Consider the following 19761-nt stretch of genomic DNA (forward strand, 5'->3'; position numbering starts at 1 on the left):
GTTTCGGGAACCTACACCGTCACGGGTGCCCGGTGTGCTCCGGATGCTCGCGTACGACGCGCGAAGTACCGACCGTCGACCTGATCGAGGGTGATCGACTGACTGAACGCGTTGCTGAGGTTCTCGGCGGTGATGACGTCCTCGAGCAGCCCTTGAGCCACGACGCCACCTTCCTTGAGCAGGAGGGCGTGAGTGAATCCCGGCGGGATCTCCTCGACGTGGTGGGTGATCAGGACAGTGGCGGGCGCGTCGGGATCGGCCGCGAGTACAGCGAGGCGGGCGACCAGTTCTTCGCGGCCACCAAGGTCGAGGCCGGCTGCGGGTTCGTCGAGCAACAGCAGTTCAGGATCGGTCATCAGGGCACGCGCGATGAGCACTCGCTTACGTTCGCCCTCGGAAAGAGTCCCGTACGTGCGGTCCGCGAGATGTTCGGCGCCGAGGCTCTCGAGCATCTCGACGGCACGGGATGTGTCCATCGACTCGTACTCCTCGCGCCAGCGGCCGAGAACCGCATAGCCAGCCGAGACAACAAGGTCGCTGACCTTCTCGTCGGCGGGTACCCGATTGGCCAGCGAGGACGACGACAGGCCGATGCGCGGCTTGAGTTCGTTGACGTCGACGCGGCCGAGCACCTCGCCGAGCAGATGCGCGGTACCGCTGGTGGGAAACACCTCGCCGGCCGCGATACGCAGCAGCGACGTCTTGCCCGCACCGTTGGGTCCGAGCACCACCCATCGCTCGTCGAGCTCCACCTTCCACGTCACCGGACCCACAAGAGTGGACCCGCCGCGGCGGATGAGAACGTTGTCGAAATCGATGAGCAGGTCAGGATCAGGTGTTGGCACCCGACCATCTTCCCGCACATTCTCCGGCCATCCACGGCAGGATCTACTTGCGTGTCGCCTCTAGATGAATCTCACACCCCACTTCCGGGTTCTCCGTTCCCACTCGGAGCGACCGTCGTCGACGGCGGAACCCAGTTTGCCGTCCATTCGCCGGACGCCACCGCGGTACAGATCTGCCTGATCAACAGTGCCGGCCGAGAACAGCGTGTGAACCTCCGCCAACACACGTACGGAATCTGGCACGGAGTGATCAACGGCGTCCGGGCCGGGCAACGTTACGGCGTCCGCGCAGACGGACCGTGGAGTCCGCGGACAGGTCAGCGGTTCAATCCCCACAAACTTCTGATCGACCCGTGGGCGCGCCGCATCGAAGGTGACCTCGGCGACGCTGCAGCGCTGCGCGACTACCAACACGATCCGTTCGGCGAACCGTCGACGGTCGACTCGCTCGGCCACGTCCCCGTCTGCGTCGTGACGGCCGGTCTGACACCGCCGCACCATCGACTCGAGACACCGTGGGAGGAGACGGTGATCTACGAACTCCACGTCGGCGCCTTCACCGCCACTCATCCCGACGTACCGATCGCGCACCGCGGAACGTATCTCGGGCTTGCAGCCCCAGCCATCGTCGACTATCTCGTCGGCCTTGGCGTCACGGCCGTGGAACTGCTTCCCGTCCAAGCATTTCTGACCGAAGACAGCGTTCGGTCGCGCGGAATGCGCAATCACTGGGGCTATTCGACGGCGTCGTACTTCGCGCCGCACCCCGGTTATGCGGCCACCCCGGGCAACGAGGTCTCCGAGTTCCGGTTCATGGTCGACGCGTTGCACAACGCCGGAATCGAAGTGATTCTCGACGTCGTCTACAACCACACTTGTGAGCAAGGCGTCGACGGAATCAGCGTCAGCTGGCGCGGATTGGATGCGCGCGGCTACTACCTCCTGAGCGAAAACGGCAGCGATATCGACCTGACCGGGTGCGGCAATACCGTCGACGCCTCCTCCCCTGTCTCGGTGCGCATGATTACCGACAGCCTGCGTTACTGGGCCGACGAGATGGGCGTCGACGGCTTTCGCTTCGACCTCGCGAGCGCGCTGGGACGACCACGCGGCGGCGCCTTCGATTCGCGAGCTGCCGTGCTCTCGGCGATCTCGTCCGACCCCGTCTTGACGCGTCGAAAATTGATCGCCGAACCGTGGGACGCCACCGGCGACGGCTATCAGGTGGGCAACTTCGGCCTCCAGTGGTCCGAGTGGAATGACAAGTACCGCAGCAGTATTCGACGCTTTTGGAACGGCGACTCCAGCGTCCGGGAAGTTGCGTCACGGCTCGCAGGTTCGGAGGACGTCTTTGCCGGCAACGGCCGGCGGCCGTGGGCATCGATCAACTTCGTGACCGCCCACGACGGCTTCACCGCGGCCGATCTCGTGTCGTACAACACGAAACACAACGAGGCCAACGGTGAGGACAACCGTGACGGCGCCGACAACAACGATTCGTTCAACCACGGAATCGAAGGCCCCAGTTACGACAGCGACGTCATCGAAGCCCGTCGCCGACACGTCCGGGCACTCCTGGCAACACTCGTCCTCTCCACCGGCACACCGATGCTGACCGCAGGCGACGAGTTCGGACGCAGCCTCGGCGGCAACAACAACGCGTATTGCGTTCCCACGCATGCAACGCCGGCACAATCGTGGGCACTCGATTGGTCGAGTGCGGATCCCACCCTGATCAGTTTTGTCTCCCGAGCACTTGCACTGCGCAGATCGGCACCTGCCCTCCGGCAACCTGAGTTCTTCGAGGGGCGCCGACGCATCGACCATCCCGACCTCGTCTGGTTCGACTCCACCGGAACCGAATTCGACGACAGCGCCTGGTACGACGAGCGCAACCGAACAGTGCAAGCGTGGATAGACGGCGCCGACGTCCGCTCGCACACGCGCGCCGGGCGACCACTCGGCGACAGCAGCTGGCTACTGATCCTGCATTCCGGCGGACCAGCTCAGATCACGGTCGGAACCCCGGAATGGTTCGACGGTTCACTGGTGCCGGTTTTCGACTCGGCCACCGCCACCGGCGAACCAGGGTCGGCCGGCCCCGTCGCAGTAGGTTCCACGCTGACGGTGAGCGGTCCGACGGTCCTGGCCTTGCGCGTCCCTGTCACTGCCGCCGTCATGGAGTCCGGCAGCACCTTGATCAGAAGCTGAATGGTGGGTCCGATCCCCAAGGCGTACAGCACGGTTCCCACACCGACCGTGCCGCCGAGGACCCACCCCACGGCAAGGACAACAACCTCGATGCTGGTCCGAACCAGCCGAACGGACAGCCCGGTGCGCGCGACAAATCCCGTCATCAACCCGTCGCGTGGGCCGGGGCCCATGCCCGCTCCGATGTACAGGACACTGGCCAACCCGTTGAGAAGAACACCGGATACCAGCATGAGGATTCGAACTGGCATGGAATCAAAGTCTGGCAAAAAGGCCAGTGAGGTATCCACTGAAATGGCGATGACAACAACGTTGGCGACGGTTCCGAATCCCGGTCGTTGACGTAGCGGGATCCATAACAACAGCACAAGCGCACCGGTGATCGCGGTGATGACGCCAAAACTCAAAGAGAACCGCTCTGCCACACCCTGGTGGAAAACATCCCAGGGGTCCAAGCCGAGCCCGGCGGCGATCATCATCGCCATCGAGAAGCCGTACAGCCACAGGCCGAGGAACAGCGAGGCAAATCTACGTATGAGCACTCAGCCATCCTGCAGGCTCACTGGACACTTAACCCATAGCCAAGATGGCGATACTGGACTGGTCTAGCCGGGAACCGCAATCACCGTCATCGACCCGGGCGCCACTTCGGTGTATCCCGCATCCCTGACGGCGACGGCGTCGGAACTCAGCCGAGCCACAGCATCCGCCCATTGCGCCGGGTCCGCGTCACGAACCGAACACCGGAATCCGGCCTGAGCCCAGCGCCAGGCTTCCTCGTCGGACATGGCTGCCGCCAACAGCATTGACGCATGACCGACCTGTGCCGATGCTTTTCCCACGGTCATCTCGAGCGCGGGGTCAATCCACAGCACGGGCAGTTCAGGTATGGGCGGACCCGGGTTGTCGTGTTCGAGATCGGTGCCGCCGATCTGCATCTTCTTGATCCGCGGATCAAGTTCCCCGACAGGTCCGGGCACCAGAGCCCGGGCCTGGGCACCGCCGACCTCGACAGTGATTCCCGCGACATCCTGCGCCGCCAACCACTGCGCTCCCCGCGCGCGGCGCGACACCTTACGGATACGCCCACTCACCCATGCCGTGAAGTTGCCTTGCCACGGGCCGGGTTCGCCGTCCTCGGCCAACCCGACTCGCTCGTCGAGACACAAAGCGACCGCCGCCGATGCGGCCGCTTCCAGGAGCGAACTGCGCAGGGGCGGATCAGCTTTCGGGATATGCAGGACGATCGGCATCGCCAAAACCTGGGCGGGGTCGGCCGGATCGGGTCGGCCACCGTAACCTGCAGCCAGCACGGCGTGCCGGGCGCGCCAGAGCGCGTCCGGGCCCGACATCACCGCGGCGCAGGGGTCGTCGATCATGGGATCGGCACGCGCCGAACGCCGCCGTCGATCGCGTCTGCTGCTTCGACCTCGTCGCGGGTCACGCCGAGGATGAAGAGCACGGCGTCGAGGAACGGATGCGACAGCGCCGCGTCGGCAACCTCGCGCAGTGCCGGCTTCGCGTTGAACGCCACACCCAGGCCGGCAGCATTGAGCATGTCGATGTCGTTTGCGCCGTCACCGACGGCCACGGTCTGTTCCATGGGGACGCCGACCTGATCGGCGAACTTCCGGAGCGCGACCGCCTTGGCGGCGCGGTCGACAATTTCGCCGATCACTCGGCCGGTCAACTTGCCGTCGACGATTTCCAGGGTGTTGGCGTGAACGAAGTCCAGTTCGAGTTCGTGTGCCAATCCTTCGATGACCTGACGGAATCCGCCGGAGACAACGCCGCAATGGAAGCCGAGACGACGCAAGGTGCGGATGGTGGTGCGTGCACCTGGGGTCAGTTCGATGCTCGCAGCTACCTCGTCGATCACCGAGGCGTCCAGTCCCGCGAGGGTGGCCACCCGCTGATGAAGCGATTCGGTGAAGTCGATCTCGCCGCGCATCGCAGCTTCCGTGACAGCGCGAACCTCGTCTTCGACGCCGGCCTTGGCAGCGAGCATCTCGATGACTTCACCCTGAACGAGCGTCGAGTCGACGTCGAACACGATGAGACGCTTGGCGCGCCTTGCCAAACCGGCGCGCTCGACCGCGATGTCGACGTTCTCGAGTGCTGCGACTTCGGCAAGACCGGTGCGCAACTTCGCGTCTGCGTCGGCGCTGCCGGCGGAGCTGACACTGAGTTCCAGGCCTGTCACCGGGTAGTCGGCAACACCGCGAATGGAATCGATGTTGGCGCCCTGCTTGGCCAACTCGCGTGCCACTCCGCGCATCGCGCGAGCATTCACGGGACTGCCGAGAACGACAACGGCGTGGGTGGACACAGCGGGCCGACCGGGATCTGCGCCGATTTCGATGTCGACGTTCATGCCGACCGTCGCCATCGCCTGCTCGAGTTCTTCTTGCAGCGCCTCCGGATCGTTCGGGCATGCAACGAGGACGCCGAGCGTGAGCCGACCTCGGATGACCACCTGCTCGACGTCGAGCAGGCTCACATTGTGCCGCGACAGTGCGGCAAACAGTACCGAGGTGACACCGGGCCGGTCAGGCCCGGTCACGGTCACCAGAACAGTGGTGTCTGAGGCACCCACCGAGAACTCCGATCATTTCTTGGAAATCGTGTCGTGATCGACATGCGTCGACACCTATTGTGCCAATCGGCAATCGAACAAGCGAAAGGCCCCACCCGTTGTTCGGGCGGGGCCTTTGGCGTTGACCTACGTGTAGGTCGGGTTGCTCATTTAGTGAGAACTGCCTTCGAGGGCGTCGTTCTTACTGTTGTGGCCGGGGCCGACGTGCGCTTCTGCGCGCATCCGCTCAACCATGTGCGGGTAGTGCAGTTCGAATGCCGGACGCTCGCTGCGGATGCGCGGCAACTCGGTGAAGTTGTGACGCGGCGGCGGGCAACTGGTTGCCCATTCGAGCGAGTTTCCGTAACCCCACGGGTCGTCGACCGTGACAACTTCGCCGTAGCGGTAGCTCTTGAAGACGTTCCAGATGAACGGCAGCGTCGAGGCACCGAGTACGAAGGCAAAGATTGTCGAGACCGTGTTCAGCGACGTGAAGCCGTCGGACGGCAGGTAGTCGGCGTAGCGACGCGGCATGCCTTCGGCGCCGAGCCAGTGCTGCACGAGGAACGTGCCGTGGAAGCCGACGAACGTGGTCCAGAAGTGCCACTTGCCGAGGCGCTCGTCCATCATGCGGCCGGTCATCTTCGGGAACCAGAAGTAGATACCGGCGTAGGTGGCGAACACAACGGTGCCGAAGACCACGTAGTGGAAGTGGGCAACCACGAAGTAGCTGTCCGTGACGTGGAAGTCGAGCGGCGGGCTCGCGAGGATGACACCCGACAGACCACCGAAGAGGAAGGTGATCAGGAAGCCGATCGAGAAGAGCATCGGCGACTCGAAGGTCAATTGCCCCTTCCACATCGTTCCGATCCAGTTGAATATCTTCACGCCTGTCGGCACTGCGATCAAGAACGTCATGAACGAGAAGTACGGAAGCAGAACTGCGCCGGTTGCGTACATGTGGTGCGCCCACACGGCGATCGACAGAGCTGCAATGGCGAGCGTTGCATACACCAGACCGCTGTAGCCGAAGATCGGCTTACGGCTGAAGACCGGGAAGATCTCCGAGACGATGCCGAAGAACGGCAGCGCGATGATGTACACCTCGGGGTGACCGAAGAACCAGAACAGGTGCTGCCAGAGCAACACACCGCCTGTTGCCGGGTCGAAGATGTGACCACCCAGATGTCGGTCGACGAACAGGCCGAGCAGTGCAGCGGTCAGCAGCGGGAACGCCAGCAGGATGAGAATGCTGGTGATGAAGATGTTCCAGGTGAAGATCGGCATGCGGAACATGGTCATACCGGGTGCACGCAGGCAGATCACGGTGGTGATCATGTTGACGCCACCGAGGATGGTGCCGAGACCACCGACAGCGAGGCCCATGATCCAGAGGTCAGCGCCGACGCCCGGAGAATGCAGTGCATTCGTCAACGGGGTGTAGGCGGTCCAACCGAAGTCGGCTGCGCCACCGGGGGTCACGAATCCGGCCGTCGCGATGATCGCACCGAACAGGTACAGCCAGTAGCTGAACGCGTTCAGACGCGGGAACGCAACGTCGGGCGCGCCGATCTGCAGCGGAAGAATGTAGTTGGCGAAGCCGAAGACGATCGGCGTCGCGTACAGCAGCAGCATGATGGTGCCGTGCATGGTGAACAGCTGGTTGAACTGTTCGTTCGAGAGAAACTGCATGCCGGGCACAGCTAGCTCGGCACGCATCATCAGTGCCATGAGGCCACCGATGAGGAAGAAGGCGATGGAAGTCGCCAAGTACATGATTCCGAGCACCTTGGGGTCGGTGGTCGTGATCATCTTGAAAATGAATGAGCCCTTGGGTCCCTGCCGCGGCGGGTAAGGCCTGGCTGCAGCTATCGCGGGGACTGGCTGGGGCGCTACGGCAGTCACTGATCCTCCTGAATGTGCCTTTGGTCGCTCCGCAGACTCCTTCGACAGAGCCTTTGGTCGCGCCGCAGGGTCCATTTCCCGGCGTGCGGGAAACGGCTTCTGGCTTGCGCTCATCGAATCGTAGACCGTGACCGTGACGCCTCGCGACCCGGTCCTACTCAGCGTCGTACTCGAGGGACCGTTTTGGCTCCCACTAAACGATCGACCTGCGGTTTATGTTCCCGAAGTGACGAGTGTGATCTCGTGTTGCGGCGTGTCGCACCCTGATTTCGCATCGCCAGGGAGTCGAAGCCCGAACTGTCCCGTTGTTCGGTCCGGTTGTTAAGGTCTGGCTTGCCTAACCTAGTACAGGAGTACCCGTGAAACACTTTGCTCGCCGAACCGCGGCGATTTCCGTCGTTGCCGCCCTGGCGTTGATCGTCCCCGCATGTTCGAGTGACGAGCCGGACACCACCGCGACGTCGACCGAACCGGGGGCATTTCCCCGCACGATCGAACACTTCCGCGGTAGCACCGAGATTCCGTCGCAGCCCAAGCGAGTCGTTGCGCTCGACAACAGCTTCACCGACGCCACACTGCTCCTCGAGTCACCCCTCGTGGGATACGTCGACTACCGCGAGCCGGGATTGCCCGACTACCTCGGATCAACCCGCGACGAGTTCGCAGCCGACGCAATTTCCGTCGGAACAGTCGGCGCCGTAAGCCTCGAGAAGATCGCGGCGCTCCAGCCCGATCTGATCATCTCGGCCGAAGTCCGCGACGGCAAGAACTACGAACAACTCTCCGCAATCGCCCCGACCGTGTTCACCCAGACAACGGGACCGACGTGGAAGGCCAACATCCGACTCGTCGGTGAGGCCCTCGGCAAGGAAGATCTTGCCGAGCAGAAGATCGGCGAATACGAAGCGCGTGCGGCCGCCGTCGGAAGCGCCGTCAACAAGGCCGCGAACAACCCGGTCATCTCCGTCGTCCGCTTTGCCGGCGAACCGACAGCACGCCTGTACCGCACCACCTCGTTCAGCGGCATCGTCCTCGAGGACGCCGGCCTCGCCCGCCCGAGCAACCAGGGCCCCGATCCTGCCGACCCGGGCAATATCATGATGAAGATCAGTCCAGAGCTGATCAACGAGGCCGACGCCGACGTCATCTTCGTCAGCACGTGGCAAGATCCCGAGGGCAAGAGCGCCGAAGCCGCGAAGCCGTTCCTCACGAGTCCGCTGTGGCAAACTCTGCGTGGCCGTACCGTCGACGTCGACGATTCGGAGTGGATGTCTCCGGTCAGTATTCAGGGCGCGCACCTGATTCTGGACGACCTCGCGGACACGTTCGGAGTGGACAAGTCGAGCAGCTAACCTAAAGCGGCGCCCGCCCACACAGGAAGCCGTCGACTTGACCGTTCTCTCCCGCACCACTCTCCGCCGCGTCTCGATACTCGGCATCGCAGCCACACTCCTTGTATTGAGTGGTTGTTCGTCGGACACCTCCGACGACATCGCCAGCAGCATCGTGCGGACCACGACGTCCATCGCCGGAGCCGGTGTCATGGGGCTCGCGCGCGATACGGCGAGCGCGTGCCCCACCCCGACAGCGGCCGACGCCGGAGCCGGCCCCACGGTGACGCGACAGGTCGCGCACACGGCAGGCACGGCCGAGGTTCCCTCGGATCCTGCGCGCATCGTTGTGCTCGACAGTGCGTCGATGGACGCGGTGTGTGCATTGGGATTGTGGGAACGTGTGGTGGGCGCCGCGACGGGCGTCGATTCACCTCAGCCGTCGTACCTCGGTTTCGGCATTTCGGAGATTCCGAGCGTCGGCCCGGTCAGCGCGCCCGATGTCGCTGCGATCAAGGCAGCAGCACCGGATCTGATTCTCGGATCGAGTCCGGCGTCGGCGGACCTGTACGGGCAACTGACCGGCATCGCCCCGACAGTGTTTGCCGGTTCCGATCCCGTCTATTGGAAGTCGCAGTTCGCTCTGGCCGGCCAGGCCCTCGGACGGTCCGCCGCAGCAGCAGCCGCTCTGGACGATTACCAACGGGACGCTCGGGAACTGGGTGAGTCGCTCAATTCGGCGCAGACGCAGGCATCTGTGGTGCGGTTCGATTCGGACTCGCTGAACATCGAGGGCCCCGCCTCGTTCTCGGGTCAGATTCTGAGCGATGTCGGGGTGCGCCGGCCCCCGGCACAACGACTCACCGACACCGTGACCGCCGAGGTTCCCGCCGACGATCTCAGCGCTGCCGAAGGTGATCTGATCTACGTGCTGTTCGACGGGCCGAACGGACTGAAGTACGGAACCGAGGTGATGAAGAGCGACCAGTGGCACGATCTGGGAGCGCCCTCCGGGAACCGCGTCTTCGTCGCTGAGGACGAGATCTGGAACGGCAACGGTATGACCGCCGCGCGCGCCGTTCTCGACGATCTCCAACACACCCTCAACGGTTACGCGAGCTGACGCGATGCCGATCCCTGAGTTCATCGTCGAGTTACGCGAAAAAATCGGTCACGCGCCACTCTGGCTGTCCGGAGTCAGTGTCGTGATTCGCGACGACGAGGGCCGCGTGCTCCTCACCCGCCGCGCCGACAACGGATTGTGGGCAGTGGTGTCCGGCGTTCTCGAGCCCGGCGAGGAACCCGCGTCGGCTGCCGTTCGTGAAGCCAAGGAAGAGACGGGCGTCGACGCGGAGTTGATTCGCATCACGAGTGTTGATGTCACAGAACCCATTACGTACCCCAACGGGGATATCACGCAATATCTCGACGTTTGTTTCCTGGCCCGCTGGACGGGCGGCGACGCGCATGTCGCGGACGACGAGAATCTCGAGGTTGCGTGGTTCGCGCCCGACAACTTGCCCTCGGATCTGACCGACACGTCGCGCCTGCGTCTGGAAAAAGCGTTGCAGGACAAGGCAGAAGCCTGGTTCTCGGCGAGCTAGCCCTCCCCTACCGGCAACAAAAGCCCGATTCCCGCGTGTGCAGGAATCGGGCTCAGTTGTCAGGGGCTGGAAATCCTGAGCGCGTCGCTCTAGAAGTCCCAGTCGTCGTCTTCGGTGTTGATGGCCTTGCCGATGACGTAGGAGCTACCCGAGCCGGAGAAGAAGTCGTGATTCTCGTCGGCGTTGGGTGAAAGTGCCGACAGGATAGCCGGATTGACGTCCGTCTCGTCCTTCGGGAACAGGCCTTCGTAACCGAGATTGTTGAGCGCCTTGTTCGCGTTGTAACGCAGGAACTTCTTGACGTCCTCGGTCAGTCCGACCTCGTCGTAGAGATCCTGGGTGTACTCGACCTCGTTCTCGTACAGCTCGAAGAGAAGCTCGAACGTGTAGTTCTTGAGCTCTTCGCGCTCTGCCTCGGACAGCTGCTCGAGGCCCTTCTGGTACTTGTAGCCGATGTAGTAACCGTGCACGGCCTCGTCGCGGATGATGAGGCGGATGAGGTCGGCCGTGTTGGTGAGCTTGGCCCGCGAGGACCAGTACATCGGAAGGTAGAAGCCTGAGTAGAAGAGGAAGCTCTCGAGCAGGGTCGACGCGACCTTGCGCTTGAGCGGCGACTCACCGTTGTAGTAGTCGAGAACGATCTGAGCCTTGCGCTGCAGGTTCGGGTTTTCCTCCGACCAGCGGAAGGCGTCGTCGATGTCGGGCGTGGAGCACAGCGTCGAGAAGATGGAGCTGTAGCTCTTGGCGTGCACCGATTCCATGAAGGCGATGTTGGTGTACACCGCTTCTTCATGCGGGGTGATGGCGTCGGGGATGAGGCTGACGGCGCCGACGGTTCCCTGAATGGTGTCGAGCAGCGTCAGACCCGTGAATACGCGCATCGTGAGCTGCTGCTCAGGCGCGGTCAGAGTCCCCCAGGACGGGATGTCGTTGGAGACCGGCACCTTTTCGGGCAGCCAGAAGTTACTGACGAGGCGGTCCCACACCTCGGCGTCCTTCTCGTCCTGGACGCGATTCCAGTTGATTGCGGAAACGCGACTGACCAGCTTGACCATGATTCCTACCTAGCGCGAGAGATACTGCCGAATGTTGGCTTGCCTGAACACTACCCGTTGTGTCCGACTCCAGACGCCAACACAACAAGATGTGTCGTACGCGCCCACCCGCCAACGCGAAAAATGTGATATCAATTAAATATCACTTACCGATGAGGAAGCGAGTCTCACATGACCAGCACGCCCACCGTGGCCGAGAAACCAACCGGAGTTGCCACCACCACAATCGCCGAACGCCCAGGTTGGGACCTGTCGGGCAGTTGGATGCTCCTCGGCGGATTGATTCTGTTCCTCGGCGGAATCGCCCTGGCTGTTGTCGGAGGGCTCCTCGGACTCATAGCGCTGATTCCCATCGGAGTGGTGCTGTTCCTCGCGTCACTCCCCGCACTGATCGGCCTGACACTGGTGCAGCCGAACCAGGCGCGTGTTCTGCAATTCCTGGGAAGTTCGTACAGCGGCACATTGCGCACCCCTGGACTGCGCTGGACAAACCCGCTGACGGTGCGTCGTTCCATCTCCACCCGCATCAGAAACCACGAGACCGGCCAGTCCAAGGTCAACGACGCCGACGGCAACCCCATCGAGATCTCGGCCGTTGTCGTCTGGCAGGTGGCCGACACCGCGCTCGCGTCATTCCAGGTGGACGACTACGAGGAGTTCGTCTCGGTTCAGACCGAGGCAGCTGTACGCCACATCGCCGGCAGTTACCCGTACGACGCCGAAGGCCGAGTCTCGTTGCGGGAGAACGCCGACATCATTACAACGACGCTGTCGGAGGAAGTTCACGCCCGCGTGCGGGCGGCAGGGGTCGAAGTGATCGAGACCCGCATCAACCGGCTTTCCTACGCACCGGAAATCGCCAGCGCGATGCTGCGCCGCCAACAGGCGGGCGCTGTCATCGCAGCCCGGACGCAGATCGTCGAAGGCGCAGTGTCGATGGTGGACATGGCACTCAAGCAGCTCGAGGAAAAGCACGTCGTCGAACTCGACGAAGAACGCAAGGCCACGATGATCAGTAACCTTCTGGTCGTGCTGTGCGGTGACCGCGACGCACAACCGGTGCTCAACACCGGTTCGCTCTACCAGTAAAGGGAAGGCCACATGGCCACGGATCCAGCTCCGAGATCAGAGCGGAAGAAGATCCTTCTTCGGTTGGACCCGGCGGTGCACGACGCTCTTGCCCGCTGGGCCGCCGACGACCTCCGAAGTACCAATGCCCAGATCGAATTCCTACTCCGACGGGCGCTCACCGAGCACGGCCGAATGCCGAAGAACGCCGGCAAGATGCATGGTCCCGGCCGGCCGCCGTCCTAGCAGAGAAAATGCCCCCGTGCGCCTTTCCGGTAGTGGTTACTACCAAAAAGGCGCACGGGGGCGGAGCCCTTTACAGCATGCAGGAAACGCAGCCCTCGACCTCGGTGCCTTCGAGTGCCAGCTGACGCAGACGGATGTAGTAGAGCGTCTTGATGCCCTTACGCCATGCGTAGATCTGCGCCTTGTTGATGTCGCGGGTGGTGGCGGTGTCCTTGAAGAACAAGGTCAGGGACAGACCCTGGTCGACGTGCTGCGTTGCGGCAGCGTAGGTGTCGACGATCTTCTCGTACCCGATCTCGTAGGCATCCTGGTAGTACTCCAGGTTGTCGTTGGTCAGGTAGGGCGCCGGGTAGTAGACGCGACCGATCTTGCCTTCCTTGCGGATCTCGATCTTCGATGCCACCGGGTGGATGGAGCTGGTGGAGTAGTTGATGTACGAGATCGAACCGGTGGGCGGCACGGCCTGCAGGTTCTGGTTGTAGATGCCGTGCTTCTGCACCGACGCCTTCAGCTCACGCCAGTCGTCCTGCGTCGGAATGTGAAGGTCGGCGGCGGCGAACAGTCCACGAACCTTCTCCGTGGCCGGCTCCCACACCTGGTCGGTGTACTTGTCGAAGAATTCACCCGACGCGTACTTCGACTGCGGGAAGCCCTTGAAGTAGGAACCGCGCTCGATGGAGATCCGGTTCGATGCCCGCAGAGCGTGGAACAACACGGTGTAGAAGTAGATGTTCGTGAAGTCGATGCCTTCTTCGCTGCCGTAGAAGATTCGCTCACGAGCAAGGTAGCCGTGCAGGTTCATCTGGCCGAGGCCGATGGCGTGAGAGTCGTTGTTGCCCTGCTCGATCGACGGCACGGAGTAGATGTGCGTCTGATCCGACACCGCGGTCAAGCCGCGGATCGCGACCTCGATGGTCTTGGCGAAGTCGGGCGAGTCCATGGTCTTCGCGATGTTCAGCGAACCGAGGTTGCAGGAGATGTCCTTGCCGACGTGGCTGTAGGTCAGGTCCTCGTTGAACTCGGACGGCGTGGAGACCTGCAGGATCTCCGAGCACAGGTTCGAGTGCGTGATCTTGCCTTCGATGGGGTTGGCCTTGTTCACCGTGTCCTCGAACATGATGTACGGGTAGCCCGATTCGAACTGCAACTCTGCGACGGTCTGGAAGAATTCGCGAGCCTTGATCTTGGACTTGCGAATTCGCTTGTCGTCGACCATCTCGTAGTACTTCTCGGAGACGTTGATGTCGGAGAACGGAACGCCGTAGATGCGCTCGACGTCGTACGGCGAGAACAGGTACATGTCCTCGTTCTTCTTCGCCAGCTCGAACGTGATGTCCGGGATCACGATGCCGAGCGACAGCGTCTTGATGCGGATCTTCTCGTCGGCGTTTTCACGCTTGGTGTCGAGGAAGCGGTAGATGTCGGGGTGGTGTGCGTGCAGGTAGACGGCACCGGCACCCTGACGCGCTCCGAGCTGGTTTGCGTACGAGAACGAGTCCTCGAGGAGCTTCATGATCGGGATGACACCCGAGCTCTGGTTCTCGATCTTCTTGATCGGCGCACCGTGCTCACGAATGTTGGTGAGCAGCAACGCAACTCCGCCGCCACGCTTGGAGAGCTGCAGAGCCGAGTTGATGGAGCGCCCGATGGACTCCATGTTGTCTTCGATGCGCAGGAGGAAGCAGGAAACGGGCTCGCCGCGCTGCTTCTTGCCGGAGTTGAGGAATGTGGGGGTTGCGGGCTGGAAGCGACCGGCAATGATCTCGTCGACAAGTTCGACGGCCAGATCTTCGTTGCCGGCAGCCAACGTCAGGGCCACCATGCACACGCGGTCTTCGAAACGCTCGAGGTAGCGCTTTCCGTCGAACGTCTTGAGCGTGTAGGACGTGTAGTACTTGAACGCGCCCAGGAACGTCGGGAAGCGGAACTTCTTGGAGTACGCGTGATCGATCAGGAACTTCACGAACGTACGTGAGTACTGATCGAGAACCTCAGGCTCGTAGTAGTTTTCCTCGACGAGGTAGTCGAGCTTCTCGTCGAGATTGTGGAAGAACACCGTGTTCTGGTTGACGTGCTGCAGGAAGTACTGACGGGCCGCCGCGACATCCATCTCGAACTGGATCTCGCCGTTTGCGCCGTACAGGTTGAGCATGGCATTGAGTGCGTGGTAGTCGAGACCGTTGGTGGAATCACCGCCGCGTGCGTCACGTTCTACGCTTCCAGCCGCGATCGTGTCAGTGATGGTTGGCGCCACTGCCCGTTCTCCTTCTCTGCTTCGAGATGATTCCAGAACTCCCCCAAGCCTTCTCGTACCCGTTCGACGTCCTCGGCAGTGCCCATGAGTTCGAAGCGGTACAGAAAAGGAACGTGGCATTTCTGGGAAATGATGTTTCCTGCGTAACAAAAGGATTCACCGAAATTGGTGTTTCCTGCCGCGATCACAGCTCTGATCAACGACCTGTTGTGTGGATTGTTCAAAAAACGAATGACCGGCTTGGGCACATAGCTGGTGTCGCGGCCTGTCACTGTTGCCCCGCCGCCGTAAGTCGGCAGGATCAGTACATAGGGCTCGTCGACGAGAAATGAGCCGTCACGGTCATGGATGGGTATGCGTGTCGCAGGCAGTCCGAGACGTTGAACGAATCGGTGGGTGTTCTCCGACACGCTGGAGAAATAAACCAGCGAAGTCATCGGTTGTCACCATTTCCTCATGCGGTGCCCGGAACTTTTCGACTATTCAACACTTTCAACTACAGGGCCGACAGCGTCGTCGGCCACCGGCGCAGCCGCGCTTCAAGCAGCGACGGCCAGCGTCTTGATGCGATCGGGACGGAAACCCGACCAGTGATCTTCACCGGCAACCACGACGGGTGCCTGGAGGTATCCGAGCGCCATGACGTAGTCACGTGCCTCGGCATCCTCGGTGATGTCGATGATGTCGTATTCGAGACCGGCCTTGTCGAGGGCGCGGTAGGTGGCATTGCACTGAACGCAAGCGGGCTTGGTGTAGACGGTGATGCTCATGAGAGTCCCTCTTTCGCTTAGCCAACAAAGGCCGATGTAGTGATGTTCAGCACCGATTCGACCGATTGCCGGAGCTTCGCTCGAGGCGTTCCGCGTTGTGGTCTCTCAGTGCTCAAGACACTACACCTAGTGGCCGACAGAATCACATAACCGAAGATGTTGTGAGTCACATAGATGAAATTCCCAGGTCGACCCAGCTCAGCACCCATAACTCCGCGCCAATTCCACGCCGTGTCGGCGTGTCGGCGCTCACATGTGCGCCGCCTACTCGACCGGGTCTCGGAACACCCCGCAGCTCTACCATGAGCGACGTGGAATCAGCCCCGATCGACCTCCCCAGCGACGAAGCCCCACGCCACCTGGCAACTGTTCTCGAGGCAACGCAGATAACGCCAGGGATGCGCAGAATCACCTTCGGCGGCGCCGGCCTGGCCGACTTCGCATCAAGTGACCTACCCGACGAACGGGTGCTTGTCCGGTTTCCAATCGAGCCCCCACACGCGCGTAGTTACACAGTGCGCCGCTGGAGCGCGGCCACCGGCGAGCTCGATATCGACTTCGTTCTGCACGGACACGGCGGGGCGGCGCGCTGGGCCGAGACGGCTATCCCCGGCGACACCGTGCACCTGTCGAGCGCCAACGGATGGTTCCGCCCGCCCGAGAACATCGAGTGGCTGACGTTGCTCGCCGACCACGCCGCACTCCCCGCAGTCGGCCGAATTCTCGAGAGCCTGCCGGCCGGGATTTCCGTACAGCTGATCGCGCAGATTCCCGATCCGAGCGAGCAGCAGAGCTTCACGACCGCAGCCGACGCCGACATCCGATGGATCGGTGACGCCGACTCCCTTCTCACCGAGTTGGCCGCCGATCCCCTACCCCCCGGCACCGGATACGTCTGGTGCGCAGTCGAGGCCGCAGCAGCGCGCAAGGTTCGCGCCTACCTGCGTCACACGCTGAAGATCCCCGCGACCGCCGTGCACACCATGGGTTACTGGCGCGCGGACAAGGAGAACTGGGAACGTCGCTATGCTCTCGCCGCGGAGCGCATCGACGAGGCAATGGGCGCAGCAATGATGGCGGGCAAGGACTTCGAGTCCGTTCGTGATGCCGTCGACGCCGCCATGGAACGCGAAGGCCTGTAGCGCGGCCGACCCCGGCTGACATGAAACGAGGGTCACGCCTGTCCGGCGTGACCCTCGTTCGAGAACTGGTACAGATTATGCGTTGACGAGCGTCTTCGTGGCGTCGACCAGGTCTGCGACAACCTTGGACACCTGTGCGACAACCTCAGCGTTCTCGCGTGCGTGCGAGGTGCCGAACTTGTCGAACGTGCTGGCGACAGCAAGAGCGGAATCGCTGAGCACGTTGCCGCCGGCGATGCCGACAGCCTTGACCGTGTCGTCGTTGGCCCACTTCGCACCGTTGCCGCTGGGCGATGCGCTGATGACTGCAACCGGCTTGCCGGAGACAGCACCCGCGCCGTAGGGACGCGAGATCCAGTCGATGGCGTTCTTGAGGACAGCGGGGATGGTGCCGTTGTACTCGGGGGTGACGAGCAGGAAGGCGTCGGCATTGCCGGCTGCGGCACGCAGGGCGTCGACTGCGGGGATCGATGCACCTTCGACGTCGAGGTCTTCGTTGTAGAAGGGAACGTCGGCGAGGCCTTCGAAGATCGTCAGGGCAGCACCCTCCGGCGCAGCGGACACTGCAGTCTCGGCGAGCTGACGGTTGACGGATCCGGCGCGCAGGCTTCCGACGAGAACGAGAACATTGCTCTGTGACATTGGGTGATTCCTTCGAGATTGGTGCGGTGGGCGGCTCTGGTTGAAAGTTATACCCCCTAAACGGACCACGGTCCACTTATATTCCGCAGCCATGTAACCTCGACCGGGTGAGCGCAATCCCCCTACCCCAGATCGGCGCGCAACCGGCCGAGCGCGGCGACGCCGCACGTAACCGGGCACTTCTGCTCGACGCCGCAGCGCTGCTCGTGGCCGAACGCGGAGTCGACGCCGTCACCATGGACGCCGTCGCGTGCCGCGCAGGTGTGGGCAAGGGCACAGTCTTTCGCCGCTTCGGCAGTCGTGCTGGATTGATGCAAGCACTCCTGGACCACACCGAGCGAGAGTTGCAGCACGCCTTCATGTTCGGTCCGCCGCCACTGGGGCCTGGCGCGCCGCCGATAGACCGACTGGTCGCCTTCGGTCGCGCCCGCATCGCCATGGTCGAGGTCCAGGGCGACGTTCTCCGCGCTGCCGAGAACGCGCCGGAGTTTCGCTTCGGTGGCCCGGCCCGCTCGCTGAGCATCGCGCACGTGATCAGTTTGCTCCGCACGGCCGGCGTCGAGGGCGATCTGGAACTTCTCGCCTCGGCACTATTGGCGCCACTCGAAGCGTCGTTGGTTCTGTACCAGGTTCGCGACCTCGGGATGACGACGGAAAGACTCGCTGACGGTTGGGAAAATCTTGCCCGGCGCGTTACTCGATGTTGAAGACCTCGAACACATTCCAGCGCCTAGTCTGAGCCAATGCGCATCGCAGCCGCCGTCCTCGGCCTCCTCGCCATCGCAGCCGTCAGTGGCTGTTCCAGCAACTCGGAAACACCGGACTCGGTCGCCGATCCCGCAGGGCGGGTATTCATCTCCACCCAGGTGGACGGAACCCCGATTCCCGGCGGCGGCCCACTGTCCCTCGACTTCACGACGCCCGGCCTGGTGGCGGCGACTGCCGGCTGCAATACAGCGAGCGGCGCAGTCGAATTCACGGACGGCAAGATCGCCACCGACACGATGGCCACCACCATGATGGCGTGTGAGCCCCCCGTCATGGAATCCGACGCTTGGGTGACAACGCTCCTTTCCGCACAGCCGTCCTGGACACTGTCCGGTGACACACTCACCCTCACCACAGACACGATCACCGTCACGCTTGCCGACAAGAAGGTCGTCGACCCGGACCGTCCTGTTCAGGGCACTGCCTGGACCGTGACGTCGCTCATCACTCCCGACGCCGTCACATCCAGCCTGGCACTCGAAACCTCGGCGCCGGAACTCACGATCGCCGCCGACGGATCGGTCACCGGCAGCACCGGATGTAACCGCATGATGGGGTCGGCAACGGTCACCGACACCACCATCACCTTCGCCCCGATGGGTACCACGAGGATGGCGTGCGAGCCAGAAGTTGCCGACATCGAACGGCACGTCCTGACAGTGCTCGACGGTGAGGTCACCGTCGCCGTCGACGCCGCAACCATGACGCTCCGCAAGCCCGACGGCAACGGCTTGATCCTGACAGCCCAGGCTTGATCGAGCGAGTCCGACTCAGACGTTCTCGGCCAGCCAGCGCCCCAATTCGCGGGCGCTGGCATCGATTTGGGCCGGCCAGTCCAGAGCGGAATCGTCAGCCTGATCGCTCACATGCTTGACCAACCGGCACCGAGCACCGGCGGCCCGCGCCGCGTAGGCGACCGCAAAACCTTCCATGTCCACCAGATCGGCCCGCTGCGCGAGCGCATCCCGGACGGCCGCGTCGGAGACAAATGCGTCGCCGGTGGCCAGAACCGAATCGTCGCCGTCGACTAAGGCCAGTCGATCCACAACCTCGTGGCCGAACGATCTGATCGCCGCACTGCTGATGTCGTGATTGATCACGACACCCGGAACGAACAGCCCGCCGTGATGCACGTGCAGCGCGCCTGCAGTGCCGATATTGACGACCAACGGCAACTCTCCGGGAAGAAACCGTGCCAGCGCCGACGCGACTGCCGTTGCCGCACTGACCTTTCCGATACCGGTGATCACCAACTCGAACTCCTGCGGAACGTACGCCGCCTCCGCCTTGGTTGCGCTGACCACCAGAACTTTCTTCGCACTCATGCGCGAGACGATACCTGTCG

At 62.7% G+C, this 19761-nt stretch carries 19 protein-coding genes and 1 pseudogene; 9 read left to right on the forward strand and 11 right to left on the reverse strand.

Annotated features, from left to right (window positions below; genetic code table 11):
* Positions 1 to 11: 11 nt before the first annotated feature.
* Complete coding sequence (locus tag EEB13_RS01910; protein ID WP_033231090.1) at positions 12 to 863, reverse strand: ABC transporter ATP-binding protein; 852 nt, start codon at positions 861 to 863, stop codon at positions 12 to 14.
* Between the two features lie 33 nt (positions 864 to 896).
* Here EEB13_RS01910 and glgX point away from each other — a divergent pair.
* A pseudogene (gene glgX, locus EEB13_RS01915) lies at positions 897 to 2837 on the forward strand (glycogen debranching protein GlgX); the annotation flags it as partial.
* A 14-nt stretch (positions 2838 to 2851) separates the two neighbouring features.
* Here the strand turns inward: glgX and EEB13_RS32300 are convergent.
* The 4 genes from EEB13_RS32300 to ctaD all read right to left on the reverse strand — a co-directional run bounded on the left by EEB13_RS32300 (position 2852) and on the right by ctaD (position 7536).
* Entirely contained in the window at positions 2852 to 3541 is a 690-nt protein-coding gene (locus EEB13_RS32300; protein WP_242484567.1) for a YczE/YyaS/YitT family protein, read from the reverse strand.
* Positions 3542 to 3661: 120 nt separating this feature from the next.
* Positions 3662 to 4435: a peptidyl-tRNA hydrolase gene (locus tag EEB13_RS01925; protein ID WP_141484485.1), complete on the reverse strand. Its 774-nt coding sequence runs from the start codon at positions 4433 to 4435 to the stop codon at positions 3662 to 3664.
* The gene (gene serB / locus EEB13_RS01930) at positions 4432 to 5652 is read right to left on the reverse strand and encodes a phosphoserine phosphatase SerB (protein ID WP_033231092.1); all 1221 of its coding nucleotides are present in this window, start codon (positions 5650 to 5652) and stop codon (positions 4432 to 4434) included. Before serB ends, EEB13_RS01925 begins: the two co-directional genes overlap by 4 nt.
* Positions 5653 to 5802: 150 nt before the next feature.
* Positions 5803 to 7536 (reverse strand): cytochrome c oxidase subunit I, encoded by a 1734-nt coding sequence (ctaD, locus tag EEB13_RS01935; RefSeq protein WP_072782333.1) that lies wholly within the window; start codon positions 7534 to 7536, stop codon positions 5803 to 5805.
* 359 nt (positions 7537 to 7895) lie between these two features.
* Here ctaD and EEB13_RS01940 point away from each other — a divergent pair, with 359 nt between their 5' ends.
* From EEB13_RS01940 to EEB13_RS01950, 3 genes are read left to right on the forward strand one after another with little or no spacing between them, the layout of a single operon-like run.
* Positions 7896 to 8888, forward strand: a complete 993-nt coding sequence (locus tag EEB13_RS01940; RefSeq protein WP_033231093.1) for an ABC transporter substrate-binding protein — start codon at positions 7896 to 7898, stop codon at positions 8886 to 8888.
* A 37-nt stretch (positions 8889 to 8925) separates the two neighbouring features.
* Positions 8926 to 9990: an iron-siderophore ABC transporter substrate-binding protein gene (locus EEB13_RS01945; RefSeq protein ID WP_141484486.1), complete on the forward strand. Its 1065-nt coding sequence runs from the start codon at positions 8926 to 8928 to the stop codon at positions 9988 to 9990.
* A gap of 4 nt (positions 9991 to 9994) precedes the next feature.
* A complete protein-coding gene (locus tag EEB13_RS01950; RefSeq protein WP_033231095.1) occupies positions 9995 to 10471 on the forward strand; it encodes an NUDIX hydrolase in 477 nt (158 codons plus the stop codon).
* Between the two features lie 89 nt (positions 10472 to 10560).
* Here the strand turns inward: EEB13_RS01950 and nrdF are convergent, their stop codons facing one another.
* Positions 10561 to 11526 (reverse strand): class 1b ribonucleoside-diphosphate reductase subunit beta, encoded by a 966-nt coding sequence (gene nrdF / locus EEB13_RS01955; RefSeq protein ID WP_033231096.1) that lies wholly within the window; start codon positions 11524 to 11526, stop codon positions 10561 to 10563.
* A gap of 171 nt (positions 11527 to 11697) precedes the next feature.
* Between nrdF and EEB13_RS01960 the strand changes: the two genes are divergently transcribed.
* Both EEB13_RS01960 and EEB13_RS01965 read left to right on the forward strand, forming a co-directional pair.
* Positions 11698 to 12615, forward strand: coding sequence for an SPFH domain-containing protein (locus EEB13_RS01960; RefSeq protein WP_033231097.1), 918 nt, complete (start codon positions 11698 to 11700; stop codon positions 12613 to 12615).
* Between the two features lie 12 nt (positions 12616 to 12627).
* A complete protein-coding gene (locus EEB13_RS01965; protein WP_020969285.1) occupies positions 12628 to 12840 on the forward strand; it encodes a hypothetical protein in 213 nt (70 codons plus the stop codon).
* A gap of 70 nt (positions 12841 to 12910) precedes the next feature.
* Here EEB13_RS01965 and nrdE read toward each other — a convergent pair whose 3' ends face one another.
* From nrdE to EEB13_RS01980, 3 genes are all read right to left on the reverse strand, one after another.
* Entirely contained in the window at positions 12911 to 15094 is a 2184-nt protein-coding gene (nrdE, locus tag EEB13_RS01970; RefSeq protein ID WP_033231098.1) for a class 1b ribonucleoside-diphosphate reductase subunit alpha, read from the reverse strand.
* Entirely contained in the window at positions 15052 to 15531 is a 480-nt protein-coding gene (nrdI, locus tag EEB13_RS01975; RefSeq protein ID WP_033231099.1) for a class Ib ribonucleoside-diphosphate reductase assembly flavoprotein NrdI, read from the reverse strand. The genes nrdE and nrdI overlap by 43 nt, the downstream gene beginning before the upstream one ends.
* A gap of 102 nt (positions 15532 to 15633) precedes the next feature.
* Positions 15634 to 15864 carry a redoxin NrdH gene (locus tag EEB13_RS01980; protein WP_033231100.1) on the reverse strand — a complete coding sequence of 77 codons (231 nt, stop codon included), beginning with the start codon at positions 15862 to 15864 and terminating at the stop codon, positions 15634 to 15636.
* A 302-nt stretch (positions 15865 to 16166) separates the two neighbouring features.
* Here EEB13_RS01980 and EEB13_RS01985 point away from each other — a divergent pair, with 302 nt between their 5' ends.
* Entirely contained in the window at positions 16167 to 17006 is an 840-nt protein-coding gene (locus tag EEB13_RS01985) for a siderophore-interacting protein (protein WP_141484487.1), read from the forward strand.
* A 75-nt stretch (positions 17007 to 17081) separates the two neighbouring features.
* Here EEB13_RS01985 and EEB13_RS01990 read toward each other — a convergent pair whose 3' ends face one another.
* Positions 17082 to 17648 carry an NAD(P)H-dependent oxidoreductase gene (locus tag EEB13_RS01990; protein ID WP_033231102.1) on the reverse strand — a complete coding sequence of 189 codons (567 nt, stop codon included), beginning with the start codon at positions 17646 to 17648 and terminating at the stop codon, positions 17082 to 17084.
* Positions 17649 to 17755: 107 nt separating this feature from the next.
* On the opposite strand from EEB13_RS01990, the gene EEB13_RS01995 reads away from it, so the two are divergent.
* Positions 17756 to 18355 (forward strand): TetR/AcrR family transcriptional regulator, encoded by a 600-nt coding sequence (locus EEB13_RS01995; RefSeq protein WP_033231103.1) that lies wholly within the window; start codon positions 17756 to 17758, stop codon positions 18353 to 18355.
* A gap of 36 nt (positions 18356 to 18391) precedes the next feature.
* Complete coding sequence (locus EEB13_RS02000; RefSeq protein WP_141484488.1) at positions 18392 to 19171, forward strand: META domain-containing protein; 780 nt, start codon at positions 18392 to 18394, stop codon at positions 19169 to 19171.
* A gap of 15 nt (positions 19172 to 19186) precedes the next feature.
* Here the strand turns inward: EEB13_RS02000 and EEB13_RS02005 are convergent, their stop codons facing one another.
* On the reverse strand, positions 19187 to 19741 hold the full coding sequence (locus EEB13_RS02005) for a nucleosidase (RefSeq protein WP_045070428.1): 555 nt from the start codon (positions 19739 to 19741) through the stop codon (positions 19187 to 19189).
* Positions 19742 to 19761: the final 20 nt, after the last annotated feature.

Source organism: Rhodococcus sp. WS3 (assembly GCF_003797085.1).
Taxonomy (GTDB): Bacteria; Actinomycetota; Actinomycetes; order Mycobacteriales; family Mycobacteriaceae; genus Rhodococcus_F; species Rhodococcus_F globerula.

What these genes read in the sequence shown, in the direction of transcription:
- EEB13_RS02005 (WP_045070428.1), bottom strand. Translation starts at nt 19,741, where the DNA reads ATGAGTGCGAAGAAAGTTCTGGTGGTCAGCGCAACCAAGGCGGAGGCG.
- EEB13_RS32300 (WP_242484567.1), bottom strand. Translation starts at nt 3,541, where the DNA reads ATGGCGATGATGATCGCCGCCGGGCTCGGCTTGGACCCCTGGGATGTT.
- EEB13_RS01950 (WP_033231095.1), top strand. Translation starts at nt 9,995, where the DNA reads ATGCCGATCCCTGAGTTCATCGTCGAGTTACGCGAAAAAATCGGTCAC.
- nrdF (WP_033231096.1), bottom strand. Translation starts at nt 11,526, where the DNA reads ATGGTCAAGCTGGTCAGTCGCGTTTCCGCAATCAACTGGAATCGCGTC.
- EEB13_RS01960 (WP_033231097.1), top strand. Translation starts at nt 11,698, where the DNA reads ATGACCAGCACGCCCACCGTGGCCGAGAAACCAACCGGAGTTGCCACC.
- EEB13_RS01985 (WP_141484487.1), top strand. Translation starts at nt 16,167, where the DNA reads ATGAGCGACGTGGAATCAGCCCCGATCGACCTCCCCAGCGACGAAGCC.
- EEB13_RS02000 (WP_141484488.1), top strand. Translation starts at nt 18,392, where the DNA reads ATGCGCATCGCAGCCGCCGTCCTCGGCCTCCTCGCCATCGCAGCCGTC.
- EEB13_RS01925 (WP_141484485.1), bottom strand. Translation starts at nt 4,435, where the DNA reads ATGATCGACGACCCCTGCGCCGCGGTGATGTCGGGCCCGGACGCGCTC.
- EEB13_RS01990 (WP_033231102.1), bottom strand. Translation starts at nt 17,648, where the DNA reads ATGTCACAGAGCAATGTTCTCGTTCTCGTCGGAAGCCTGCGCGCCGGA.
- EEB13_RS01980 (WP_033231100.1), bottom strand. Translation starts at nt 15,864, where the DNA reads ATGAGCATCACCGTCTACACCAAGCCCGCTTGCGTTCAGTGCAATGCC.
- nrdI (WP_033231099.1), bottom strand. Translation starts at nt 15,531, where the DNA reads ATGACTTCGCTGGTTTATTTCTCCAGCGTGTCGGAGAACACCCACCGA.
- EEB13_RS01965 (WP_020969285.1), top strand. Translation starts at nt 12,628, where the DNA reads ATGGCCACGGATCCAGCTCCGAGATCAGAGCGGAAGAAGATCCTTCTT.